Genomic DNA, 22,950 nt, shown 5'->3' on the forward strand with positions numbered 1-22,950 from the left:
CCGGGCGTGCACCTTCCCCCACCCGGACTCGGCCTTCGTGACCTTGCTGAAATCAACGCCTCGCTATCGCTGCCGCAATCCGATCCATCGCTTCGGTCAGGAACGATGCAGGGCAGGCCATGTTCACGCGCTCAAAGCCGCTCCCCGACTGGCCGAACAGGATGCCCTCATCCAGGAAGACGCGGGCACTCCCCCTCATGAAATCTCTCAAATCATCGCTGCCCATGCCCAGGCCGTTGCAGTCAAGCCAGGCGAGATACGTTCCCTCGGGCTCGATCAGGGAAACGCCTTTCTGGGACTGCGCGAATCGTCGAACGATGCCGAGATTGCCTGCAAGATATTCCTGCAGCTGTCTGAGCCATTCGCCACCATGCTCATACGCAGCCTGACATGCGACATATCCGAAGTGGTTGACCGTGAGACCACCGACGTTTTCAACGGCGATGTCGAAGTCGCGCTTCAGGGAAGGATTGCTGACAATGACATTCGCGCAGGCCAATCCAGCCAGATTAAAGGTTTTCGATGGTGCCGTGAATTCAATGCAATGCCGTGCGACATCATCTCCAAGACGCGACAGCATGGTCACCTCATAGCCTTCGTACGTGAAATCAGCATGAATCTCATCGGCAAGGATGGTGACGCCGTTGCGCAGACAGATTTCGGCGAGTCTCGACAGTTCGGCCTCCGTCCAGACCCTGCCTACTGGATTATGGGGATTGCATAGGAGCAATGCCTTGCATCGAGGGTCGGCAGCCTTGCGTTCGAGATCTTCAAAGTCCATCGAATAATGTCCGTTCGCATCCAGAACGAGCTCATTGTCCAGAATGGTCAGACCGGTGCGCTCCGCAGCATGGGTGAATGGATAGTACACAGGGCGCTGAATGATGACCTTGTCTCCCGGACGCGTGGTCGCGCGCAGCGCCGCAAGCACGGCAGGCATGACCGCAGCCGTCGCCGTGACGTATTCAGGTCTCACCTCAAGGCCATGATGCTCGCTCATCCATGAGCCGAGCGCGTCGTAATACTGACTCGGTATGTGATCGTATCCGAGAATATCGTGTCTCGCAGCATCGCTGATTGCCTCCGCGATCGCCGGGCACGTTGGAAACTCCATGTCTGCAATCGACAAGGCAAGAACGTCATCGCTGCCATCGCCCATCTCATCCTTGATGACCTGCCATTTTTCAGATGTGTCCTTGCGTCGGCTCACCAATGTGTCAAAATCAATCATGGCACCTCCCTCATGCTCCCTATCGGACCCAATTACAGAACATGGTCTAGCATACGGTTCCAACTTCGACGAATTCCATGCCGGATTGACTATTCATCCCCCGCGCATGGCTGGGTCATCGTAGCTCACATCGGTTCCTTGCCTTCACGACGTCGGAAAGGCCATGCCATAAACGAAAAGACGGAATCCAATGGTCAGAACCATTGAATTCCGTCATCCCTGTATGTCACATATAATCTGTGCAACACATAGGATCTGTGCGCCAGACAGGATTCGAACCTGCAACCTGCTGATCCGTAGTCAGCTGCTCTAATCCATTGGGCTACTGGCGCATGTCACTCAAACCAATTGATTTAGGCAACTCAAATAGGATAACCCCGACTTATGATTTATGCAAACCACCACGTTCTTGGCATGTCGCGTTGTTGATATGTCGCGTTCCTGTCATGTCGTGTTCTTGGCATGTCGCATTGTTCATAAGTCGCGCCCCTCCCCTTGACGCCCCGAGCCCGTCGCATCAGGCCATATTGTCCATATTGGCCAAGGCTCACACGGCGCGATGCTTCCATCGATTGCCAAAGGCCGAGAAAGCATCGCACCGTGCAGTGACGACTCATGAGGTCCGTTATCTGTCAGCGTTCTCGACTGCTGCGTCCGAATCGAATTCCTCTTCCAGCTTGCGCACGATCTCATCGTGCTTCTTCTCGGTCAACGTGATCTTGAGTGCGAATATTATCGCTGACACGATCACCAGGACCATGGGGATGTACAGCATGAACATCTTGAAATGCATGACTCCCGATGCCGTTATGTCCGCTGCAGTCGCAGCGCCCGTCATGCCTGCACCGACTGCGGCAACGCCGACGATGCCGTTGGAGAACGCTCCTCCGAGCTTGTCGAGGAGCGGACGGACCGTGAGGGTGACCGATTCGTTTCGAGTCCCATTGCGAAGCTGCCCATATTCGACGCAGTCAGAGATGGTCATCAACGTCGCCAGGAAGACGAGTGGCTGAGCAACGTAGAACAAGCCGGTCGAGACAAGCGACATGACCGCGCTGTCGCCCGAGAAATTGTACAGGATATAACCCACCACCATCACGCAGATGGAGCTCACATACACCCATTTTCTGGTGATCAGCCTCTGCAGGCTCGGGAATGAGACGACGGCGATGACGCCGAGAATCGCCTCGACGATCCCCACCATCGAGTATTCCTCCGGATGCCCCAGCACATAATGGAAGTAATAGACGACCATCGAATTGGTTATCGCGAAGCCAAGGGCGAACAGGAAATACGCACCGGCAAGCCACATGAGCTGATCGTTTCGTCCGAGAATGCCGAAGATGTCCTTGAAGGAGGTCTTCTTGACGTTCTTTCTCACGGGACTCTTGCCTTCCTCGGTTCCCCAGCACGTCAGCAGTGCACCGATGAGCGACAGGGCCGCGATGATGATGGCGAAGCCAAGCCATCCAGCCCTGGTTTCCGTGTCACCCGTCGTGCCCATGAGCCATTGCGAGACCCATACGTTGATCGGAACCAGAACGATGGCGACGCTGGTATGCCCCAGGGTGGAACCGAAGCGGGCGACCGTTCCGATGCTGGTTCGATCGGAGGATTTCAGGCTCAGGGATGGCAGAAGTCCCCAGAACGCCACGTCAAGAGCCGAATAGGAGAAGTCCGCGATGATGAAGACGATGGCGAACACGAACAGATACAGGTTGGGATGGCTTACGGTCAATCCAAAGAAGTTGGAGAATATGGCAACGAGCGCAAGGGAGCTGACTATCGCGCCTCCCATGATCCAAGGCTTGAATTTCCCCCATCGGGTCTGCGTATTGTCGATCAATGCTCCGATGAATGGGTCGAAGGCGATTTCGACGATGCGAATCACGACCACCATCGTGGTGATCGCGCCGATCAGCCAGGCATTGACCTGCTTGCCGTCTGAACCCTCAAACAGCTGACTGGTCACGAATGCTATGAAATAGGTCGTCAATGCCGCATAGAACGCGTCATGGCCGAACGCTCCGAGTGCATATGTTACCGATTGCCGAACTTTATGCATATGTTGCTCCTTTGCTTAGTTAATGCTGTTCGTAGATTGAAAGATTGCGGAAGACATCCGCCGGTCTCAACTCTCGTCCACTCTCGTCAGAACGAAGAGCTCAGAGGAGAAGTCACCTTTCCCCCTGTGAGATATGGGGTCGAAGGCCTGAGGGATGAACAGGCCGATATTCATCAGCTCGTCACCGAAGAAGCGCTGATCGCGCCCTTCCAAGCGATATGTCCCCGAGGGCGCCAGACCGGTCAGTCTGATTCTCTTCAATGCCGAATTCGGTTCATTCAATATTCGGAAATACCCCACGATGACGGTCTTCCCATCGTCTGAGACGACTTCGCAGGCCATGGCGTTGCGGGATTCATACGGTGACTGAATTCGATGGAAGCTTCCCTGCTGGAACACCTCACGATAACGTTTATAGAGGGAGATCTGTCGCCTCATCTCCTGAAGGTCCTCCTGCGATTCCTGAGAGATGTCAAGCTCGTATCCCAGGTCGCCGAAGAAGGCGACGTTGCCCCGTGTCGCAAGTGGCGTGACCCTTCCCGTCTCATGGTTCGGAACGGCCGAGACATGCGACCCCATGCATGACTGCGGATAGCCGAAACTCGCACCATATTGGGTGAAGAGACGCTCGACGGCGTCCGTGTCATCGCTCACCCATGCCTGCGGCGCGTAGTACATCATCCCAAGGTCGAACCGTCCCCCACCGGAGGCGCAGGATTCGAACAAGACGTCTGGATACTCCGAGGTCAGTCTGGCATAGAGATCGTACACGCCGAGCATGTAGCGATGCGGAAGCTCGCTTTGCCTGTCCGGTTCCAGCGTCGAACCGTAGGCTTCGGTAATGTTGCGGTTCATATCCCATTTGACGTAGTCCAGATGCGTGGATGCGATGATCGACGAGATCGCGTCATGCAGATAGTCGACGACTTCCCGACGGGACATGTCGAGCACGAATTGATTTCGCTGCGACGTCATGCCTCTGTTCGGAGTGGCGATCAGCCAATCCGGATGGCTGCGATACAGCTCACTGTCCAGTGATATCATCTCGGGTTCGAACCACAATCCGAATTGCATGCCGATGTCGTGCACGGCCTGGCTCAGCGCGGCGATGCCATCCGGAAGCTTGTGCGGGTCCGTCTTCCAATCCCCCAGCGATGTCGTCGCATCGTTCCTGTGCCCGAACCAGCCGTCATCGAGAACGAACAGCTCGATGCCAAGGTCGCGGGCCTGCTCGGCTATCCTCATCAGTTTCGAGTGGTCGAAGTCGAAGTATGTGGCCTCCCAGTTGTTGATCAGTATGGGTCGCGGCATGTGGGAGAAATGCTGATTGACAACATGCTCGCTCACGAATCGGGACATGCGCGCGCTGAGGCAGTCGAAGCCGGAGTCGCTGAGGCACATGATCGCCTCTGGCGTCTGGAAGGATTGCTCCGGATCGAGCTTCCAGCTGAACTGGGAAGGGTTGAGGCCAATCGAGATTCTGGTCGAGCCGTAATGGTCCAATTCGATCGAGTTGGCGTAGTCGCCGGAATAGAGAAGGTTGAATCCGATGACCTGACCGGAATGTTCGGTGGCGTGCGGCTCGGCGACCATGAAGAATGGATTGTGCTGATGGCTGGATGCGCCCCTTGTACTCGATATCTCCTGGATTCCCTGATGCACCGGATTGCTCTGCATCCGCATTTCCCTTGCCCAGGCGCCGGCGAACTGCGTGACGGTCCAATCATCGCCAGCGGGGATGTCAAGTGAGAGACTCTTCGCGGAATCAATGACGATGGGCTCGCTGCCTTCGTTAGAGAAGACCGAAGACCTTGCCATCACGTCCTGATGGGGAAACACCGTATATTTCAAGTCAAGATGGCAATCGATGACACTGTCAAGGAGATGGATCGTCAATGTCTGTGCATCATCGTCCGTCTCGTCGAAGCTCGACGGCATCGATGTGAGGCGATCCTTGCCTTCGCTGATGTCATAGCCCTGATATTCGAAGTGAGATATGTTGCTTCCATTGGTCTGGCTGACGATGCATGCCGGAACGCGGTAATCGCCATGGCCATATTCGGGGTATTCAAAGCCGAGGAGCTGGGGCTGCATTATCTCGCCATCCACTTCCCAGGACGGCGTCACCTTGCGTTCCTCATGGGCGAAGGCGCTCAGCGAAACGCCTTCATGCTCAAGCCTCCCGCCATAGTAGAGATGTTCCACGTCGCCACTCTTCAGCGCCCTGAAGATATAGCTGAAATGATCGCCTTGAATATGGAATAGCCGCTGCTTCTCGATTACGTGCACAAAGAGTGACATACATGACTCCTGTCCCAATCTGGCCGGCACAGCATCGTGCCGTCACATGCGTTCGCCCCATGGCGTCCGCCCCACTTCCGACCCAATGGGAAGAAGGCTTCTGCCGTGCGATGCGAACTGGATTCGCTTTCACACACCATTTAGATATTTTCACCATGAAAATTACTAAATATGATTTGAAACAATATCACGAAACCTTCAAACATGGAATTCACATCGCGAAAAAGGGCTGCCCACCCTCCGCCTCAGTCATAGGAAGGCCTGCCTGCGCTTACTCTTGCGCTGAATGGCTGAGGACCTGCATGCCAGGCGAAGCAGTTCAGCCTGCGGCATAAGTCACGTTCTTCCCATCGATCTTGGACTGCGTCCACCGCTCCATGCTCGCCGCGGCAGCGCCCTCTGCCCAGAAAGTGAACTGCATCTCCTGGAGCTTCACCTCGACTGGAGCGCCGTTCCAATGGCGGTATGCCTTCACCTGTCCGCGGAATTCGTCTTCGAACACCTCAAGCAGGCGCACGCCGTCCCCAGAAACGACTATTGCATCGGGATCGATGAATGCGATCGCCGCAGAGACAAGATGGGCCACGGCATCGACGGCGCTGTCGGCGATGCCACTTTCTGGTTCCAGTCCACGCTTCGCCCTGTCGATGAAATCATCGTATCCTTCGTCGATGCCATATCGCTCGCGCAGATTTCGCAATATGCAGGTGCTCGAGGCATATGCTCGAGCGCAGCCGACATGACCGCTTTCACAGATTGGGCCATCCTTGGTGATCGGCAGATGGCCGATCATGCCCGCCGACCCATGCTCGCCAGGCATGACCGAACCGCCCTGAACGATGCATGCGCCGATGCCGCTTCCGATGCTGATGAGGACGAAGCTGTCCGCACCCCTGCCGGCGCCCCACCACGCGGCAGCCTGGGCGAATGCATTCACATCGTTGCTCACGGTAACCGGAACGTCGAGGGCCTCCTGCAGCCTTCCGCCGAGATCGACGGCATTCCACCGTAGAATTCCAGAGGCCACGACATGCCCGTCCATGACCTTGCCTCCCACGCCGATTCCCACCCCCGCAATGGCGCATTGCATGGAGACGTCTCGTATCTGTCTGGCAAGAATGTCGATGACGACATCTTCGGCATCGTTGGGAAGCCTGACCTGGCTTTTGCGCAGTATCGTTCCATTCAGATCGACGAGGACTGCGAAGGCCGCATCGTCGGTGACCTTGACGCCGACGAAGGCCGTGAAGCTGGAAACGATGGCAAGGCTATACGCCGGCTTGCCGATCGTGTAGTCCTCGTTGAACCCTTCGAGGATCTGCACGACGCCAAGGCGGATCAAAGGAGTCAGCAAACGCGTGATGGTTGCCGAACTCATTCCCAGCTCCGTTCCAAGCTGGCCTCGGGTCGCTGGCCCCATGGCTATGAGGCGATGCAGGATTCTTGACGTCTTACTAGTTGACACAGCATATTATTGTAGCGAACCCAACATGCAGGACCACACCCAGTCATAACAATGACGGTCTGTGATGCATCGGTGCCACCTCTCCAAACGCAACGGCGATCTCGATCCGGAAGCAAGCGCCGTACGCCGCGGCGAGCTCGCCGCGGCGGGTGAAGCGCAACTACCTGAGCACGGCGAACCCGCCATTGAACGAGATCTTCTCCGAAACCGCCAACGAAAGCTGCAGGAATCCGAAGGATTCAAGTTCGCGCGCACGCTTGAGAGAACCCGCATCGATAGCCTCGAGTCCAGCCTTCTCGACTATCCCCGCAAGCGTCGTCTTTGAATCCTCGTCGTCGCCCGCAATCAGGACCGTCGTCGGGTTCTCACCGACATGCTTCGATGCCAGGGAACCGGCAAAATTGGTGTTGAAGGCCTTCAGGACCTTTGACTCCGGAAGCTTGGCGGCCAGTTCAGCGGCAGATGATCCGTCTGCCGCGGGAAGCAGTGAATCAAAGGTCGAGAAGTCGACGGGATTGGTAATGTCAACGACGGTCCGCCCTTTCAGCTGGTCGCCGAATTTTTCTGCGATGCCATCGAGCGCCGAATACGGCACCGCCAGGACGACAATCTCTCCCGTGATCTTCTCATCTGCGGAAGTTGCGCTATCCAGCACCTGCACTGGACTCTGCGCCGATTCGAACAGCCCTGCCAGTGCAGAGCCCATGTTCCCTTTTCCAAAGACTGTCACATTCACCATGATATTTTCTCCTTGAATAATAGTCGTGATTCCCAACGAAGCATTGAGATAACATTATGTTAGTACTAACATAGTGTTACCAGATAATTTATTTCGGATAGAGTAAGATCATGGAAAAACAGCATGCACAGTCAGGCAATGGGTATAATGTCTTCGCGTCGAAATGCCCTTCGCGCAAGCTCCTCAACGATGTGACCACCAGATGGGGAATCCTCGTTCTGACGACCCTGCTCAATGGGTCGGCAAGATATTCGCAGATACGCGATCGCATCGATGGCATCAGCGACAGGATGCTCTCACTGACACTCAGCACTCTCATGCAGGACAGGCTCGTGACCAAGGCACTGACGACGGAAGCGGGTGCCTATGAGCTCACCGAGGCGGGCAGCACCATCGCGAGGCAGGGCCTGGAGTTCTTCGACTCGCTTTACCGCTGTCTGGACCAGCTCGAAGCGGACGGAGACAATCCGTCGCCACGGTGACGACCCTCATTGCGGATCGTCGCCTTCCGCCAGCGCTGCGATCTGCGCATGCCTGAAGCAGCCGATCTCATGATCGTTCACCATTCCCGATGCCTCCATGAAGGAATGCGCCACGACCTGGCCGACGAAGTTGAATCCGTCGCGCTTCATCTGTCTGCTCATATGTTCCGAAAGCGCCGTGCTTGAAGGCGCTGAGCCATGATCGACCTGGCGATTGACAACCGGAACTCCTCCAACGAAGCTCCACACATAGTCGGCGAAATCGATTCCCTCCGATGCAAGTCTTACGATCGTCTTCGCATTGTTGACGATCGCCCGTATCTTCAGCCGGTTTCTGACTATTCCCTCATTGTGAAGCAGCTCGTCGGTCTCAGCACCCATGGCTGCGACACGTTCGATGTCAAAGCCATGGAATGCCTCATCCATGGCCTCTCTCTTATGCAGGATGGTTCTCCAGCTCAATCCGGATTGCATCAGTTCCAGCGACAGCAGTTCGAACAGTGCCCGACGATCGTGATTGGGAGTGCCCCACTCGCGATCATGATATCTGACCATCAGCTCATCGTCGACACGAGCCCATGAGCAGCGCAAGGCTGAGTCCGACGTCTCTGCCGGATGCGCGTAGACTTCCATCGCTTCCGCTTTCCCGACGCCATGCCGCTGCAACCAGTCGAGAAGGACCCTCGCATGATTGAACCGTTCGTCCCTTGCTGCATACAGGAGCGCGATGTCACGCTCTCGAAGTGTCTCAGAGCATGTCTGGGCAAATTCTTCCGCATATCCGCTGGCATCAAGCTGTGAAACATATCGATTCCGAAACTCCTGGAATCTTTCAGGACGGTGTGCGAACCATTGCCGCAGTTGCGTCGAAGGAGCGATCTCCTTCGCCCACAGGTCCAGTCTCAGACTTCTTCTGCTGATTCCACGAGGCCAGAGACGATCGACCAGCACACGATAGTGGCCGGCATCGGGCTGCCGTGAATACACGCGTTCAACGATGATGGAATGACCCATACCCTCACACTTTCATGCCTGCATGATGCTCGACCCTTACGGCCAGACATCATTCTAGTGCTGTGCGCTGGCGATCAATCGAACTTCGCTGCAAGCTCCTTCACTATTTCCGCGTGCCTGCGCTCGGTCAGCGTGATCTTCACCGCGAAGAGGACGGCGGCCACGATCACGAACACCATGGGGATATACAGCATGAATACCTTGAAATGGAGCACGCCGGTCGCGGTTATGTCCGCCGCGGTCGCGGAGCCGGTCATTCCAGCACCGATTGCGGCGATGCCCACGATGCCGTTCGAGAAGGCTCCGCCAAGCTTGTCAAGCAATGGACGAACGGTGAGCGTGACGGATTCATTCCGGGCACCACTGCGCAGCTGCCCGTATTCGACGCAGTCGGAGATGGTCATCAATGTGGCAAGGAACACCAGGGGCTGGGCGACATACAGCAGCGCAGTGGATACCAGGGCCATGGGAACGCTGTCGCCCGAGAAATTGTAGAGAACGTATCCGATGACCATGACGCCTATCGAGCTTACATACACCCACTTGCGCGTGATCAGCCTCTGCAAGGTCGGGAACATCAGCACCGCGATGATTCCAAGAATCGCCTCCACGACGCCAACCATCGAATACTCGCCAGGCTTGCCCAGCACGTAGCGGAAGTAATAGACGATCATGGAGTTGGTGACCGCGAATCCAAGCGCGAAGAGGAAATACGATGCCGCCAGCCACATCAGCTGATCGTTACGTCCGAGTATGCGGAATATGTCCTTGAACGAGGTCTTCCTGACGTTCTTGCGAATCGGGCTCTTGCCCTCCTGAGTTCCCCAGCATGTGAGCAACGCACCGATCAGAGATAGGGCGGAGATGAAGATTGCGAATCCCAACCACCCTGCACGCGTCTGTGTATTGTCCGTGCTGCCGGTCAGCCAGCGGGAAACCCATACGTTGATTGGAACAAGCACGATTGCGGTTCCCGTCGATCCCAGGGTCGAGCCAAAGCGAGCGATGGTGCCGATGTGGGTCCTGTCGGACGACTTAAGGCTCAAGGATGGAAGCAGTCCCCAGAATGCGACGTCAAGGGCCGAATACGAGAAATCCGCGATGATGAACACGACGGCGAAGAGAATCAGGTACAGGTCGGGATTCGATTCGGTCAATCCGAAGAAATTCGAGAAAATCATGATCAAGGTGATGGAACTGATGATGGCGCCACCCATGATCCAGGGCTTGAACTTGCCCCACCTGGTCTGCGTGTTGTCGATAAGGGCACCTATGAGCGGGTCAAAGAAGATTTCGACGATTCGAATGACCACGATCATCGTCGTGATGAAGCCGATCATCCAGCCATTGATCTGCTTGCCGTCAGAATCCTCAAACAACTGACTCGTTATGAATGTGATGAAATACGTCGTCAGTGCAGCATAGAACGCATCGTGTCCGAATGCGCCGAACGCATATGTTACTGATTGCTTAACCTTATTCATGCCTACCCCTTGGAACACGTCGAAGCCATTGAGACACGCAGCGATGCGTCATCCCATGACATCAACATGATTAGCTCCTGTTCACAGCTCTGACGGCACAACCTCATGCCGCCGTTCATTTACACCCTTGTAGATATGAAGAAACCGCTGCGATACGAATCACATCGGCGTGCCACATATCGACCCGAGTATTTTTCATGGTGGAAAATACTAAGTCAGTTCCGAAGTGTATCACTCCTTGCTCAAGGCGATTCCTGCAGCCACTCGACCACTTAAGCCACTCGACGGATACGTTCCACATCGCGATGGAGCGTTTCATGGCAGACAAAGGCGAAGGCAAAGAGGCTCCGAGGCCCACGTGATGCCATGGGTCGAATCCTCGGAGCCCCGTGGACGGATTCGGTGCTAATGTCAGTCGAATTGGTGTCTGGATTCAACTGGAGAATTCATCAGGGAAACTTATCAAGGAAGAAACATCATGGGCGATATCATGTCTGGTTCGACATCGTTGATCGTTCGCACCGTCACGCTCGAGGATGCCGCGGCAATTCACAGCCTTAATTCGCAAGCATTGAAATACGACTATCCGCTCGCCGACACACGACGCCGTATCGAATCAATCGCATCCAGACCGAGCTCCGCCATTCTCGTGGCATGCCGTGGCGGACAGGTGGTCGGATACGTGCAAGGCGACATTCTGGAGGCCACCTATACCGCTCCAATGGTCAAGATAGAGGCTCTGGCGGTGAATGCCGATCAGCGTTATCTCGGCGTCGGCAGGGCTCTGATGCACAGCATCGAACAGTGGGCAGGGCATCATGGGGTCGATGACATCCTGCTCAACTCGGGAGAGGAACGAACCGGAGCCCATGATTTCTATGCCGCAATAGGCTATGAGCGGGGAAAGAAGGAAGTCCATTTCACCAGACATCTTCGAACCGAATAACACTGTGGCACATTCGGCTGCCCAAGGCATCACGCTATCGCCAGACCCGCAGCACGGAGTCGACGCATCTTCGGCCGTATAAGATGAATCCCGTCCTGAGTCCTATACGACATAAAGTATGTCTGCTTCGGCTTGCACGCGTTGTGGCGACACGCTGAGGTGTGTGTCTGATATGGGCTCATAGTCTTTGCAGGAGTAGCACTGGGATATATTCGTGTTTGTTGATTTCATGGGGCGATGACCAGACACTCGTGTTCTTCCTCCAACCGTCCGATTAAGCGCAATGGCTCCACGAGTGCAGACAGGGATCGACGGCCGTGTCCTAGCCTGAGTGCGTTGCGTCCAGAACTCTCAGGCATCCGCGTGACAGTGCGGAGCTCACCATGTTCTTCGACTGGCTGCTTCTCGAAGCAGACGCAGGGCGAGATGGAGTCGCACCCCCGTTCGTTTCAGCATAGAACGCATCGATTGTCGGATCCTTGGCCGCCGGTGCCACTGCACGACGAGCCCATCATAAGATACATATCGACATGATTTATCTGCATCGTGATGCAATGATAGTGATCACCGTTGCAGAGGGACATGTGATAGCTGGCATATGGATAGACCGGAGACCTCGGCCAGGTGGATGAGCCTCATTGCGCGCATGAAACCACCCGTCGCGATGTCATGCGGCAGCGCTGGCGGACTCTCTTCAAAGCACTGGAAACCGTGTGACCCGATGCGCACGAGCTGCACACTGTCTGTTTCATATCTGCATGAATGTCACAGAACTGAGCTGACCTGAGGCCATACCTTCAGCCCATCAGGCAGCTGAGGAATCCCAGCGTCAGGTTCGGCCGTGTGAGGACACAGGAGGACGCCGCCGCAAGACCGCTCGGCGGCAAAGGGTGAGAGAAGGAATTTCCAGGACTTCCTCAACGTACGGAGCCATTACGCGGACGAGGCCGTCGAAGGCACACCCAGCAGCTCGTGAAGGCCAGGCGCATAATCCGCAAACGATTCAGGGAAGGTCACATGCTAGCGTTCCTTGACAGCGAGCGCTCACTGATGATCAAGGCATCTTTAGCCATCGAAAGCGAGAAGACCAAAATCAACATATCATCGCTCTCCGAAGATGATAAAGTCGCACTCGCCATGCAGGATCTTGGGCAGTCTGGCTTTGGTGTTGCTGTCTCACGCGACGGCAACAAGAGGAAGGAGTCCGAACACTTTGCAGACGAAGGTGCCTGAACTGGCAATCACACCTCATACGTCATACGGGCAGTTGAGACGCTATGCAGACTCAATTGGTGTTGCGGCGTACAGCAGGAATCTGCCCGTCGACTTCGAGGGCTTCTATCATGCCAGTACGGGATTAATCGTCATTGATTGCAGTATGACGTATACGATGAAGCCTTGCACCCTCACCCACGAGCTGGTGCACTAGTCACACGCTGACGACTGCTGCAATGGCGTCATTGGAGCGCCCTTCGAGCATAGGACTCGGCTTGTGACCGCAGCGCTGCGCATATCCCCAATCGAATATGCAACCCTAAAGAGGGTTTATGAGGGAGAGGCATACTCAGTTGCTGTTGAGCTTGACGTTACTATACAGGTGTTAGTAGATTTTCAGAATCTTACATTGCCTACTCTAATTGATCTATAATGCACACGACTTCCAGTTTGGCATTTCTACTCGAATTTCTAGATGCTTCTTGCCTTCTTTGATATGTGCCTTGCACACCGCTTCTGTTCCTTTGACGAAAGGCAAATGGCGCGATCCTTGAAGCGCGGTCATATACCCAATAGTCTCTCCATCAAGAATTGCCCATAGTGTTGGGACGCCCTGGTTCTTACCTTTCGGGACAATACCCTTTTTCAATACCACCCAAATCCAAGCACCAGCGCCATATTTCTGGAGTGCTTTTGCGTGCTCTTCTACTCCGCTGACACCTATTCCTCCATCAGCCTTGAGCACTACACCCTCCGGCTGTGAATTTTGCATTTCTGTATCAATATTATTTAAATAGTTCAATCTAAAAAAGGAACTCGTTCTATCGGATTTCACTATCTCTGAACGATGAATTTCAGTTTCTCCAAGTTCGATAGGTTGCTTCATGTTTTTCATCTGTTCATAAGCAAGATATGTATTCCTTGCATCAGAGCAAGCCCTATGATCTTCCTTGTTGGAAATGCCAAGATGAATCAATAATGCTTCCAAAGTGTGAGATGGCGCGTTGGTAAAAATCTTACTGCTTATTTCAAGGGTATCAATCATCTGATTTCTGGGAGAAGCTAAACCAAAATGTACCGCTTCTCGTGATAGAAACCCCATGTCAAATGCAATATTATGGCCTAAAATTGTCTTACCTTGTATTAGCCGCAAGAAAACGGGGAGTACAACGTCGATTGTCGGCTGGCCATCTAAGGCTGAATCTGTTATTCCTGTTAACTGGGTAATAAACGCTGTCAAAGGTAAGCAAGGGTTAACTAGCTGATCGAATTCACCTATGACCTTACCTTTGAATACAAATACAGCACCAATTTCTATGATGCGATCGGAATTGTGTAGCCCAGTTGTCTCTAAATCGAGTGAAATGTAGTCCGCCTTGAACGCGATTGTCTGAAAATGGAGGTATGTCTCTTGAAAATAATCAGAATAGTCTCTTTCTCTTTTGCTTTGACTATCAATCTGAAAAGCACTGCTCGCGTAAGGAAAAATCGCATCATTACCCATATTGGGTTGAAGAACTTTATGCGATTTAATTCGCGGCGATCCGGAAGCTGGAGATTGATCAACAGCTTTCACGTTTGACGATATTGAAATTTGACTATTTCTGTTCTTAATATTTCGCGAAACTTTTGCTCGTCTATTTAGATTATTTGCAATGCTATGGCAACCAAGTGCCAAACCTAATATGACCGCAATGATAATGACAGAAGTCGCCCCATTAAACGTCGCAAAAAATGGAATCAGGCACATGAACCAGAAGAATTCCAGAATTCGGAAAACCATAGAGAAGAATTTGCTCATATTACCGTGATATTACAGCAATTACTAAGATATTCGTAAACTACCAGGAAAGTATTTAAGCTAATTGAATCTCTTAGCCTCGCCCCGGCATGGCTTTCCCATGGATTTGGATCATTTCCCTCATGCTCGTGTCCTAGCTTTTGAATGGGCCGGAATCTGACGCTTCATATGAGCTCCAGCCTGCCTATCCCTCACTCTGCGGACCGGAGATTTCTTTCCTCACAGTCTTCTGGAGTAATGTGTGCATTCCAACAGCATAATGAGTTCTTCCACGTCGACGTGGAGGATTTTCAATCAAGGAGACAATCATGGCATGGAACGTGTACTACAACGGAGATGTGTTCGGACCGATAACCGAGGCGAAGTACAAGACTTTGCGAAAGGAGATGAGCCAGGCCGTTCGCGACGTCGCCTGCGTGGAGTTCGGCTCGACCAATGGGGACATCGTCAAGACGGCGATATGGACCATCGGAGCGCCGATCAGCTTCGAACACATCAGCAACGAATAGGCCCGCCACTGCACTCAATCATAAATACCAAGGCCCAGGCATTTGATTGTTTTTTCTTGGCCTCGCTCCGGCGGGTCTTTCCGTACCTATGTCAGTTTGTTGCACAATAAACGAAAAAGACCCCGAAGCTCGATTGCTTCGGAGTCTTATTCTCCTTACTGCCGTAAGGCCTTTCATATGGCTCCTGCGACTGGGCTTGAACCAGTGACCGTCCGATTAACAGTCGGATGCTCTGCCAACTGAGCTACGCAGGAATGTCGTGTGTGGCATCCGCCGCACACAAGAAATAGATGTTACATTCTTCTTTTTTGAAATGCAAATCAGCGAGTCTTCGGCATTCCATCGCGCATCCGAACATATGCTGGAATGCACGTTTCGGCGGACACGCCGATCGCAAATGCATGAGTCGCATGCGAGCCGCTTCAGATGGGCGAGCCGCTTCACAGACTACCCGCGATCCCACTTCGGAACAGGCTCTCACATCACGATTCTGTCCATCGGCATCGCCGAATCAATGCCGAAATCGGGTGCTGAGGGACAAATGCCAGCATCGACGAGATTCACGCCCAGCATGGCGACCATCGCCCCGTTATCGGTGCACAGCGCAATGCGTGGAATGCGAATGGAGATCCCGTTCCTCTCCCCTTCCTCCACGAGGCGAGAACGCAGCTGGGAATTCGCGGAGAATCCACCACCGACGATAAGCGTGTCAGAGCCATATTGCCTGCACCCGGCAATCGCCTTCCTTGCGAGAACGGAAGCAACCGAGTCAGCCAGCGAAGCGCAGACATCATCGATGGGAATTTCCCTGCCAAGCCCCTGCTGCTCCTCGACCCAGCGTGCCACGGCAGTCTTCACACCGGAGAAGCTAAAATCATAAGGATGCTTTGCGGCAGACTTGCCCTGAGTGAGTCCTTGGGGCACATGAATCGCGTGAGAGTCGCCGTGCTGGGCATGGCGATCGATGTGGGGACCTCCTGGATATGGGAATCCAAGCAATCTGGCGATCTTGTCAAAGCACTCGCCCGCTGCATCGTCAAGCGTCGTTCCCACGACATCGACATGTCTTGCGACGTCCTGTACGTGGAGCAGCGACGTATGCCCGCCAGAGACGATCAGAGCCAGGACATCGTCCGGGAAATCCCCGAACTGCAGCTGGGTCACAGCGATATGGCCGATGACATGGTTGATGCCATACAGCGGCTTTCCGCTGGCGGCTGCCAGGGCCTTTGCCCCTGAAACCCCGACAGCAAGGCATCCTGCCAATCCCGGCCCTGCGGAAACCGCGATGGCATCGATGTCGTCAAGCGTCATATCGGCATCCTCGAGGGCCTTCGAGACAACGGGAACGAACGCCTCCGCATGGGCACGCGAAGCGATCTCTGGAATGACCCCGCCATACCGGGCATGCTGTTCCATCGAGGATGCCACGACGTTCGACACCAGGGTCCTGCCACGGACTATCGCAGCCGCGGTTTCATCACACGTCGATTCTATTCCCAGCACCGTCGTTCCACGGGAACGCCCTGCCGTATGTTCTGCAGCGTCCAACGCCGTTCGTTCTGACATCACTCATCACCCTTCGATTCACCGGATCCGCGAGACTGCCCTATGTCCACAGCCATCGTATATGCGTCCACACCTTCCGGCTGATAGTAGCGTCTGCGCAGGCCGATGCGCGCAAAGCCGAATGCCTCGTACATCGAAATCGCCGCATCATTATCGACGCGCACCTCAAGCAGCATTCTTCGGGCTCCCTGAGTGGCGGCCTGCGTCAGCAAGGCTTCGAGGATCGCGCTTCCGATCCCCTGACGCTGGTATGGGGCATCGACGCCTATGGTCATGAGTTCGGCATCGTCACCGTCATACCAGAAACCTCCATATCCTCGGATTCGCCGTTCCTCGCCGTCTGGAAGGTCTGCGGCCAGCGAATCGGCGACATCCACGAGATAGGTGCGCGCCGGTGCGTTGAGTTCCTGACGAACCATCGCATAGGTCCATGCACCTTTGCCGAACAGCCGCGCCTCAATCGACACGATCTGCCGAATGTCAGACTCCTGAACGGCGCGAATCATGATGGATTCACCACTCTCTTCAAGGGATTGGGCATCTGCACATCGGGTCTTCTGACATACATCGGATTGGCCGTGGTGTCGTCGCCATCGCGATGATGCGCCATGGCGAGCGCGGCGAAGGCCTCGATGCCTTCCGTTCCGGATTCCAAGACTGACCCTTCGTGCATCCTTTGCAGGCATTCGATGCCGTTCAGGATTTCGGCATATCGCTCGATCCCATGTCCCATGACGTCAACCCTGATGTTCGCCGAGCGCTGTGACAGGTCTTCGAGATAGGTGTTGACCCGCGACACGATGTTGTCGGGGTAGTCGATGTCAATCGGCATGACCGCATCGACCGGCACGACCGGTGGCAGTGAACCCGATGCGCAGTCCGCGGATTCGTCCTTGCCCTCCGAACGAGGATTCACCAGGTACAGCCCAAAATAGAGTTGCTTGCGACGGGCATCGTTCACTGCCAGTACCAGATGGCTGGCGTCCTGTGAGCGTCCGCTTCCCGTGACATCGGCCAGCCCCTGGGATTCGTCTTCGCCACACGGCGCATCCGTTTCGTCGCAGCGCGAATGAGTTCCCATCCATGCGGCCTCGGGCTCCAATACGTTCTGGCCTATCAGGGTCGCACCCGTGGCGAAGGCGAGGGCCTTTGCGGTGACGATGCCTGCACGCAGACCTGTGAAGGGTGCAGGGCCGACACCGACGACGATCGTGGCGATGTCGCCCAAGGAAAGTCCAGCCTCTGTCACGGCGCGGTCTATGTTGGGCTGCAGATTCTCGACATGCGACCTCGAATCGCTCTGTGAGATCGGCCTTTGTCCGACGATGCCAACGGTCGAGCCAAAGGACGTGTCGATCACGAGTATGGGACCCTCTGCCTGGGTTCCGCCCTTCCGTTCGCGCACTGGTGCATCCATGATCACAAAGCCTCCCGAAGTTCCTGCATTCTATGAGCCCAAGCAGAGCCTACTCCCCTCAGGCAAACCTCGCGTGTCCCATTGCTGGTGAGCTCTTCGTCTCTCTGAGATGCCTCAGCTGCGCCAGGTCCATAGGCGCCCTTGTCGTAGGTCCCCTTGTCGACGGACGATCCTGCGCTCGCATTGCCCGCTGCGTTGGAAGGCTCGGTTCCCGATGGACGCTCTATATGTATTTCCAAACGTTCTGGAGCGAGTTCCTGGGCCATGCGCTCACCCCATTCCATCAGCACCACACTCGATTCGCCCGGGCTTTCCAGCTCCTCATCGAGTCCGAGCGATTCGAGCTCATCGAGCAGACGGTTCCTGATGCCGTCCCCTGGCTCGAACCCCTCGCTTCCCAGACGATATGCATCGACATGAATCAGGTGTGCGTCCCTGCCATCTGCGAATTTTCCATTCAGTTCCCTTGCAATGGTGAACGTTGGCGAAACTATGGGCTTCTCAATGCCGAGTCCACGTCCAAAACCTTGAGCGAGCGTGGTTTTTCCCGCGCCCAGAGGGCCTGAGAGCACGATCACGTCACCGCCCTGAACGAGTCCGGCGAGCCGTGAACCCAATGATCTCATATCCGTGTCGCTGGGAACTTCGATGCGCAGCGGCCTCGCTGCCTCTGCAGTTCCATACTCTGCCGTTCCAGACCCTGCAGTTCCAGACCCTGCCATTCCAGATTGCTCAACCATGTTCAGTATCGTCCTTGATTTCTAGACATCATGCCATTGCCATTCGAGTTTGCGCCCTTTGCCGCAATTGCGCCGACCGCTCGCTCAAGGGCATATAGCGGATCGCCGCCGTTGCTCTTGCACTGCTCGTCCGCCAAGGCGAGGCTCTGAATGCACCGTCCCAACCCCTCTGACGACCAACCGGAAAGCTCACGGGCGGCCGCGCGCAGCTGCCATGGGCTAGCCTTGGCCTCTGCCTGCGATATCGCTCCATGCCTTATTGCGGATGCCTTTGCCAGAGTCCGAAGCTTCAATGCGAGCGCGCCGATCAGCGCCAAGGGTGCGATCCCCTGCTCTATCGCCGCACGCAGCCCAATGATGGCCCCTGTCACATCGCCTGCGACAGCCTTGTCGGCAACCGCGAATCCCGTAACCTGCGGGTCTGAGATCAAATATCCGTCGGCAGTCGCCTGCGATATCGGATCCTCGTCGAAGTCGAAGCAAAGCTGAGCACACATGGCTGCAAGCTCGCCAGTGCGGTCTCCAAGAACATTCACCAGCTGCTGGGCCGCCAAGGGCTCAATGCGTCTTTTCCGCTGCTCGAACAGCGAATAGACGAAGTTGATCTTCGCGTCGAACTTCTTCAGGTCGGGAACCATCTTCAGGTCGGCACCCTTGCCCTTCAGCGAGTTGAGCAGCCGCTTGCCCTTGTTCCCGCCTTCATGCTGGCAGATCACGACGCTGGAATCGCCTGGATTTCCGCTCGCATCCGTGCAGAAGCGTTCAAGCGCGCTGCCGAGGCCTTCACTCGCCTGCTGCAGGTTGCGCAGAACGACGATTGAGACATCGCTGAGCAAGGTGGGGCTCACTGCCTCGTCGAAGCCGTAGGAGTCGCAATCGGATGCATCCAGTTCGATGACCTCAGCATCCGGCCGTTCGGCGCAGGCAGCGCGTTCGGCATCATGCACGTTGAGCTGATTGAGGTAGTCGTCTCCCCCGACAATCACTGTCATAGCCGCATGCCGACTCCGCCTATTTGCCATGCCTCCAATGTCCCGTCATCGCTGGACATCATGCTTGGCGCGGAAGGTGTTGACTCCGCGTGACCGGCTCAGGCCTGGCGAGCCATGCAGGTCGATCAGAGACATCGTCGAAGCCCACCAGAGTCGCATGCTGTCAAGCCTCGAGGCTTCATGGTGAACTCCGTGAAGCTCGCCGAACTCCCATTCGACTGGATTGCGCGTCCTGCGGAAGGCAACGATGAATCGTCGCACTCCCACGAAGCAGGCCACGAAGATCACTTCGGCGAAAAGCACGAACGCAGCACCTGGAATTCCACGCGCCCATGGCAGCGTTGACCATTCGATCTCTGCGAACATCGCAGCACACCGATCGATGATGGCTGTCGCGCAACTCGCCATCCAGACCAGCGGCCAGCCAAGCTGTGGTGCGCACCAGGAGACGAGGAGTGCCAGCAAGCCGCATATTGTCGCCACCGCCGTGAAGGGTGCGACGACTAGATTCGCCGGAATCGATAGCACGGTAATCTCTGGCTGCAGCAGAACCTGAATGGGAAGCGTGAGCGCCTGGGCTGAAACCGTCACCGCGATTGCCTCGGCCATGCCCAGCGGCATCACCGAGCGCAGCCACGCCGTCAATCGCCCTGACCACAGACCGATGCCCAGCACTGCGGCGCATGAGAGCGCAAAGCCGTAGCTTCGTGCAAGTGGAGGATGCACGATCAGTGCGAATGCAATCACCACACGCAGCTGGTGCACGCTCTGTCCTCTTCTGCCAACGAGCATCGTCAACGAACCGATTCCGGCAGTCGTTGATGCGGCACGCAAAACCGAGTCGGAGGGAAAGACCATCCCGCTCAGCGCGATGGCGAAGCATCCGTGCACCAGAGCGATCACGGACCTGGGCAGTCTGAAGATTGCTCTCACCCAACGGCAGATCATGGGAATGAGCATGAAATGGCTTCCAGACACCGCCATAAGGTGAATGATTCCAGCGGCTTTGAACTGATCCTTACTTCGCTGGACATAGTTCTCGTCGATCGGTGGAATGTCATCGTCCTCACTGATGCCGAGCTGCATCTCCGTATCGGTTCCCAAGGTCAGGCCCGTCACCAGAAGTCGCCCTTGATCGCTCAATCCGCCTACCACTCTGGCAAAACTCCGATGCATCGCGTCCACTGCACGCCAGTGCAGGGGCGGAGACCTTACGGCAATCGGTCCCTCCGAGATTGCAGACGTGTCAGTGCCGTGAGTGTCATCATGACCAGCGGCCTTGTCCATCGATGACGCGTCATCCACCTGTCCTGATTCGATTGTCGCGCTTATCCATGGTTCGTCATCGTTCCAGCCGGATCGTTCGAGCATTCCCGACATCGCATAGCTCCCGCCACGCTCGAGATTCGAGACATCGCCCTGCACGAATAGTCTGACTGCAAGCTGTGCGAATGCCTCGACACCGTTGTGCCTGACGGACACGAGAGTGCACCGGGCCATGAAGTCATATCCCATTCGCGCAGAGCGCTGCCAAGGCTGATCGATGACGATGATCGAATCCACGCTCACTCTGGATAAATGGGAATATGCCGCATTCGTCAAGGGATTGCCCGCCTGCGCTCCCATGATCGAAACGAAGCATGCAATGATCGTGATGACGCTTCCCGCAACGACGGCCATCACCGAAGGCAGCAATCGAAGCACCCAATTGCAGATATGCCGTTTCCAGTCGTTCAAAAGTGGCAGACTCGCAATGATTCCAATGGCGATAACAGTCACCGCCACAGCCAAGACAGGCATTGCCCGGCGTATCGTCTCCACTGCCATTCCAGCAGCAAGCGGACCGTGAGGGAACGCCTTGGACATCAGCAGGGCCGTCACCCACACCGACACCGCGACAGGCACCATTCGCAGATCAGCGTTGCCGTTGAGTCTCGATGACCGCCCACAAAACGGCTCACCGCTGCATCGAGTCCTATGATCAGAAACACACGCTGCCGTGAATGTGCCAGAACGAGATTCGAGCCTCATTGGACTCTCACCTGAGATCTGAGTTTCTCCAAGGTTTTCGCGCCTATCCCACTCACTTCAAGCAATTCATCCACACTGACGAATTTCCCCGCGCGCTTGCGATACTCCAATATCTTCTCTGCCGTCACCGGTCCTACGCCATTGAGGGTCATCAGTTCATTGGCATCCGCGGTGTTGATATTTATCCGACTGTCGGATTCGGCAGTCTGCGTCGGTTGCTGAGAAGACAAGGCCCCCTGTTCATCATCAGTCGCATCCACGGAATTCCCCGTGTCCGTTTCCATGGACTGCTGGGCCGCAGACTCCGAGGAGGCATCCGCTCCAGTGCCGCTCTGGGCATTCTCATCAGCGTCATCTCCGGCGTCATTTCCAGCATCCTCAGCCGCGTTCCCGTTCGATTCAGTGCTTCTGCTCAAGGCGAGAGCCGCCAGATCCTGGCTGTTCCCATAATGGATTCGCTGCCGTATCAACAAGGTCATGCTTGCCGCCAGAGCGCAGACAAGAATGAGTATCACGACGATGGCCTGCGCCTGCGTGAAGACGAGTCTTGGCTGCGTCCGCGCGTGAATCCCCGAGAAAGACTCGGAATGCGCTCCCAGTGATGGCTTCATTCCCGAGAGTTTCAGCCTTTCGATTGGCATATCCGTTTCGTGCTCCATATCGAACGGCGCATCCTTGGAAAGCGACGGGACCGGAATCGCTGCTGATTTCATCGAAGTCAGCTCCGTCAGCAGATCCTGGCCTGATCCATTCAGACCTTGCCTGGCATCCAGACGTTTCTCAACATCCAGACCCTGCCTGATATTCAGACCGCCCTGGGCATCCAGACTGTCCTCGGCATTCGCCGAATCCTTGTCATGTTCCCGAGATCCTGCGATTCGTCTGAGACGAGTAGTGTGCGCATCCATCCCTCAATCGTGAACGCGGCTGACGGCACGCACAATCTCCC

General features: G+C 55.5%; 19 protein-coding genes and 2 tRNA genes. 4 read left to right on the top strand and 17 right to left on the bottom strand.

What is annotated here, in order from left to right:
- Positions 1-52: 52 nt before the first annotated feature.
- The 6 genes from QN062_RS02065 to QN062_RS02090 all read right to left on the bottom strand — a co-directional run bounded on the left by QN062_RS02065 (position 53) and on the right by QN062_RS02090 (position 7,801).
- Positions 53-1,231: a MalY/PatB family protein gene (locus QN062_RS02065; protein ID WP_369341966.1), complete on the bottom strand. Its 1,179-nt coding sequence runs from the start codon at positions 1,229-1,231 to the stop codon at positions 53-55.
- Positions 1,232-1,489: 258 nt separating this feature from the next.
- Positions 1,490-1,563 (bottom strand) — tRNA-Arg (locus QN062_RS02070).
- A gap of 293 nt (positions 1,564-1,856) precedes the next feature.
- Positions 1,857-3,296 carry a glycoside-pentoside-hexuronide (GPH):cation symporter gene (locus QN062_RS02075; protein ID WP_369341967.1) on the bottom strand — a complete coding sequence of 480 codons (1,440 nt, stop codon included), beginning with the start codon at positions 3,294-3,296 and terminating at the stop codon, positions 1,857-1,859.
- A 66-nt stretch (positions 3,297-3,362) separates the two neighbouring features.
- A complete protein-coding gene (locus tag QN062_RS02080) occupies positions 3,363-5,597 on the bottom strand; it encodes an alpha-galactosidase (protein WP_369341968.1) in 2,235 nt (744 codons plus the stop codon).
- Positions 5,598-5,916: 319 nt separating this feature from the next.
- On the bottom strand, positions 5,917-7,062 hold the full coding sequence (locus tag QN062_RS02085) for an ROK family protein (RefSeq protein ID WP_369341969.1): 1,146 nt from the start codon (positions 7,060-7,062) through the stop codon (positions 5,917-5,919).
- 160 nt (positions 7,063-7,222) lie between these two features.
- The gene (locus QN062_RS02090) at positions 7,223-7,801 is read right to left on the bottom strand and encodes an NADPH-dependent F420 reductase (protein WP_369341970.1); all 579 of its coding nucleotides are present in this window, start codon (positions 7,799-7,801) and stop codon (positions 7,223-7,225) included.
- Positions 7,802-7,911: 110 nt separating this feature from the next.
- Between QN062_RS02090 and QN062_RS02095 the strand changes: the two genes are divergently transcribed.
- Positions 7,912-8,283: a winged helix-turn-helix transcriptional regulator gene (locus QN062_RS02095; RefSeq protein WP_369341971.1), complete on the top strand. Its 372-nt coding sequence runs from the start codon at positions 7,912-7,914 to the stop codon at positions 8,281-8,283.
- 6 nt (positions 8,284-8,289) lie between these two features.
- Here QN062_RS02095 and QN062_RS02100 read toward each other — a convergent pair whose 3' ends face one another.
- Positions 8,290-9,297: a DNA-3-methyladenine glycosylase I gene (locus QN062_RS02100; protein WP_369341972.1), complete on the bottom strand. Its 1,008-nt coding sequence runs from the start codon at positions 9,295-9,297 to the stop codon at positions 8,290-8,292.
- Positions 9,298-9,371: 74 nt separating this feature from the next.
- Positions 9,372-10,781, bottom strand: a complete 1,410-nt coding sequence (locus QN062_RS02105; protein ID WP_369341973.1) for a glycoside-pentoside-hexuronide (GPH):cation symporter — start codon at positions 10,779-10,781, stop codon at positions 9,372-9,374.
- A 478-nt stretch (positions 10,782-11,259) separates the two neighbouring features.
- Here QN062_RS02105 and QN062_RS02110 point away from each other — a divergent pair, with 478 nt between their 5' ends.
- Both QN062_RS02110 and QN062_RS02115 read left to right on the top strand, forming a co-directional pair.
- On the top strand, positions 11,260-11,727 hold the full coding sequence (locus QN062_RS02110) for a GNAT family N-acetyltransferase (protein ID WP_369341974.1): 468 nt from the start codon (positions 11,260-11,262) through the stop codon (positions 11,725-11,727).
- Between the two features lie 1,050 nt (positions 11,728-12,777).
- Positions 12,778-12,960, top strand: coding sequence for a hypothetical protein (locus tag QN062_RS02115; RefSeq protein WP_369341975.1), 183 nt, complete (start codon positions 12,778-12,780; stop codon positions 12,958-12,960).
- A 409-nt stretch (positions 12,961-13,369) separates the two neighbouring features.
- On the opposite strand, the gene QN062_RS02120 is transcribed toward QN062_RS02115, so the two are convergent.
- Complete coding sequence (locus QN062_RS02120) at positions 13,370-14,743, bottom strand: PolC-type DNA polymerase III (RefSeq protein ID WP_369341976.1); 1,374 nt, start codon at positions 14,741-14,743, stop codon at positions 13,370-13,372.
- A gap of 308 nt (positions 14,744-15,051) precedes the next feature.
- Between QN062_RS02120 and QN062_RS02125 the strand changes: the two genes are divergently transcribed.
- Entirely contained in the window at positions 15,052-15,252 is a 201-nt protein-coding gene (locus QN062_RS02125) for a hypothetical protein (protein ID WP_369341977.1), read from the top strand.
- 178 nt (positions 15,253-15,430) lie between these two features.
- On the opposite strand, the gene QN062_RS02130 is transcribed toward QN062_RS02125, so the two are convergent.
- The 8 genes from QN062_RS02130 to QN062_RS02165 all read right to left on the bottom strand — a co-directional run bounded on the left by QN062_RS02130 (position 15,431) and on the right by QN062_RS02165 (position 22,909).
- Positions 15,431-15,506, bottom strand: a tRNA-Asn gene (locus QN062_RS02130).
- Positions 15,507-15,729: 223 nt separating this feature from the next.
- Positions 15,730-16,821 carry a tRNA (adenosine(37)-N6)-threonylcarbamoyltransferase complex transferase subunit TsaD gene (gene tsaD / locus QN062_RS02135; RefSeq protein WP_369341978.1) on the bottom strand — a complete coding sequence of 364 codons (1,092 nt, stop codon included), beginning with the start codon at positions 16,819-16,821 and terminating at the stop codon, positions 15,730-15,732.
- Positions 16,821-17,327, bottom strand: coding sequence for a ribosomal protein S18-alanine N-acetyltransferase (gene rimI, locus QN062_RS02140; RefSeq protein WP_369341979.1), 507 nt, complete (start codon positions 17,325-17,327; stop codon positions 16,821-16,823). The genes tsaD and rimI overlap by 1 nt, the downstream gene beginning before the upstream one ends.
- Complete coding sequence (gene tsaB / locus QN062_RS02145; RefSeq protein WP_369341980.1) at positions 17,324-18,226, bottom strand: tRNA (adenosine(37)-N6)-threonylcarbamoyltransferase complex dimerization subunit type 1 TsaB; 903 nt, start codon at positions 18,224-18,226, stop codon at positions 17,324-17,326. Before tsaB ends, rimI begins: the two co-directional genes overlap by 4 nt.
- A gap of 14 nt (positions 18,227-18,240) precedes the next feature.
- Positions 18,241-18,864, bottom strand: a complete 624-nt coding sequence (gene tsaE / locus QN062_RS02150; protein WP_369342509.1) for a tRNA (adenosine(37)-N6)-threonylcarbamoyltransferase complex ATPase subunit type 1 TsaE — start codon at positions 18,862-18,864, stop codon at positions 18,241-18,243.
- Positions 18,865-18,980: 116 nt separating this feature from the next.
- Positions 18,981-20,000, bottom strand: a complete 1,020-nt coding sequence (holA, locus tag QN062_RS02155; protein ID WP_369341981.1) for a DNA polymerase III subunit delta — start codon at positions 19,998-20,000, stop codon at positions 18,981-18,983.
- Between the two features lie 15 nt (positions 20,001-20,015).
- Positions 20,016-21,863 carry a ComEC/Rec2 family competence protein gene (locus QN062_RS02160; protein WP_369341982.1) on the bottom strand — a complete coding sequence of 616 codons (1,848 nt, stop codon included), beginning with the start codon at positions 21,861-21,863 and terminating at the stop codon, positions 20,016-20,018.
- Positions 21,864-21,997: 134 nt separating this feature from the next.
- On the bottom strand, positions 21,998-22,909 hold the full coding sequence (locus QN062_RS02165) for a ComEA family DNA-binding protein (RefSeq protein ID WP_369341983.1): 912 nt from the start codon (positions 22,907-22,909) through the stop codon (positions 21,998-22,000).
- Positions 22,910-22,950: the final 41 nt, after the last annotated feature.

Origin of the sequence: Bifidobacterium sp. WK012_4_13, assembly GCF_041080835.1 — a bacterium.
Classification (GTDB): domain Bacteria; phylum Actinomycetota; class Actinomycetes; order Actinomycetales; family Bifidobacteriaceae; genus Bombiscardovia; species Bombiscardovia fermentum.